This is a genomic window from Kitasatospora sp. NPDC057512 (assembly GCF_042802135.1).
GTDB lineage: Bacteria > Actinomycetota > Actinomycetes > Streptomycetales > Streptomycetaceae > Kitasatospora.
Genome location: NZ_JBHVET010001021.1, coordinates 1 through 2,361, shown reverse-complemented (window position 1 = coordinate 2,361; position 2,361 = coordinate 1). Strand labels below are relative to the sequence as shown.

The window sequence follows — 2,361 nt, the reverse complement described above, 5'->3', positions numbered from 1 at the left end:
TCTTCACCAGGGTGCCGGCGACCGGCGACGGGATCTCGGTGTCGACCTTGTCGGTCGACACCTCCAGCAGCGGCTCGTCGACCTCGACGGTGTCGCCCTCGGCCTTCAGCCAGCGGGTGACGGTGCCCTCGGTGACCGACTCGCCCAGCGCGGGCAGCAGCACCGGGGTGGCGTCGGCGGCCGGAGCGGCGACCGGGGCCGGAGCGGCGACCGGAGCCGGAGCGGCGACCGGAGCCGGAGCGGCCTCGGCGGCCGGGGCCGCGGCGGCGACCGGGGCGCCCGAGCCGTCGTCGATGATCGCCAGCTCGGCGCCCACCTCGACGGTCTCGTCCTCGGCGACCTTGATCGAGGCCAGGATGCCGGAGGCCGGGGCCGGGATCTCGGTGTCGACCTTGTCGGTCGACACCTCCAGCAGCGGCTCGTCGACCTCGACACGCTCACCCTCGGCCTTCAGCCAGCGGGTGACGGTGCCCTCGGAAACGCTCTCGCCCAGCGCGGGCAGTGTTACTGAGACCGCCATGGTTTCAGCGACTCCTATCAAGTCTTGCGTACGGGAGGTACTTGCGTACGGGAAGTACCGGGAAAGGGGGTGGGGCGTGATCAGTCGTGCGCGTGCAGCGGCTTGCCGGCCAGCGCCAGGTGCGCCTCGCCCAGGGCCTCGGACTGGGTCGGGTGCGCGTGGATGAGCTGCGCGACCTCGGCCGGGAGCGCCTCCCAGTTGTAGATCAGCTGGGCTTCCCCGACCTGCTCGCCCATGCGGGCGCCGACCATGTGGACGCCGACCACGGCGCCGTCCTTGACCTGGACGAGCTTGATCTCGCCGGCGGTCTTCAGGATCTTGCTCTTGCCGTTGCCGGCCAGGTTGTACTTCAGGGTGACGACCTTCTCCTTGCCGTACAGCTCGACGGCCTTGGCCTCGGAGATGCCGACGGAGGCCACCTCGGGGTTGGAGTAGGTCACCCGCGGAACGCCGTCGTAGTCGATCGGCACCGGCTTGAGGCCGGCCAGGCGCTCGGCGACCAGGATGCCCTCGGCGAAGCCGACGTGGGCCAGCTGGAGGGTCGGGGCGAGGTCGCCGACGGCGGAGATGGTGGGCACGTTGGTGCGCATGTACTCGTCGACGAGGACGTAGCCGCGGTCCATCGCGACGCCGTTCTCCTCGTAGCCGAGGCCGGCCGAGACGGGGCCGCGGCCGATGGCGACGAGCAGCAGGTCGGCGTCGATCTGCTTGCCGTTCTCGGTGGAGACGCGGACACCGGTCTCGGTGTACTCGACGCCCGAGAAGCGGGCCTTCAGCTCGAACTTGATGCCGCGCTTGCGGAACGCGCGCTCCAGCAGCTTGGAGGAGTTCTCGTCCTCCAGCGGGACGAGGTGCGGCAGCGCCTCGACGATGGTGACCTCGACGCCGAAGGACTTCCAGACCGAGGCGAACTCGACGCCGATCACGCCGCCGCCGAGGATGACGACCGACTTCGGGATGCGGTCGAGCTTGAGGGCGTGGTCCGAGGAGATCACGCGGTTGCCGTCGATCTCCAGGCCCGGGATCGAGCGCGGCACGGAGCCGGTGGCCAGGACGATGTGGCGGCCTTCGATGCGCTGGCCGTTGACGTCCACCGAGGTCTGCGAGGAGAGCTTGCCCGCGCCCTGGATGAAGGTGACCTTGCGGGAGGCCACCAGGCCCTGGAGGCCCTTGTACAGGCCGGCGATGACGTCGTCCTTGTACTTGTGGACGCCGTTGATGTCGATGCCCTGGAAGGTGGCCAGGACGCCGAACTCGGCGGCCTCCTTCGTCTCGTCCGCGATCTCCGCGGCGTGCAGCAGCGCCTTGGTCGGGATGCAGCCGCGGTGCAGGCAGGTGCCGCCCAGCTCACCCTTCTCGACCAGGGCAACACTCAGGCCCAGCTGAGCGGCGCGGAGCGCCGCGGCGTAACCGCCGCTTCCGCCTCCGAGAATGACTACGTCGAAAACGGTGCTGGCGTCGTTCGCCACGTCACGTCCTCCATGCATGGGGTGGGTCGCCGGGCCGGTCGCGGTCCGGTGGGTCGGAAGCCTTTGTGGGGCGCCCAGTCGTGCCGGAAATACATCTTCGCACTTGTTCACGGTGGCTGATGTCCGGGTCCGCCCCAGGGGTGTCCCACGGAGCGGTCACCGGGGCGGGAACGCCCCCGACGGAAGGGCATCATCGCAGCTCAGAGCGGTGTTGACAGCCGCCGGACGGGCGCCTTCCGCGCCACCCGCCACGGCTTCTTCCGCACTGTGGAACAAAGTTTCGCCCGCAGCGAACAGGCGTGCGTCGCGGCACCCCGGCCTACTCATGGGTAACCGGGCCGGAACGCCGACGGGGCCCGGCGCACACGCGCC

Annotated in this window: 2 protein-coding genes; both read right to left on the bottom strand. The window is 70.1% G+C overall.

Translation table 11 applies throughout. The features are described from left to right. A partial coding sequence (locus ACFU6K_RS37030; RefSeq protein ID WP_380670743.1) for a biotin/lipoyl-containing protein occupies positions 1–520 on the bottom strand: 520 nt, incomplete at its 3' end. A gap of 80 nt (positions 521–600) precedes the next feature. Next, on the bottom strand, positions 601–2,007 hold the full coding sequence (gene lpdA, locus ACFU6K_RS37025; protein WP_380670741.1) for a dihydrolipoyl dehydrogenase: 1,407 nt from the start codon (positions 2,005–2,007) through the stop codon (positions 601–603). Positions 2,008–2,361 lie beyond the last annotated feature (354 nt).

What these genes read in the sequence shown, in the direction of transcription:
- lpdA (WP_380670741.1), bottom strand. Translation starts at nt 2,007, where the DNA reads ATGCATGGAGGACGTGACGTGGCGAACGACGCCAGCACCGTTTTCGAC.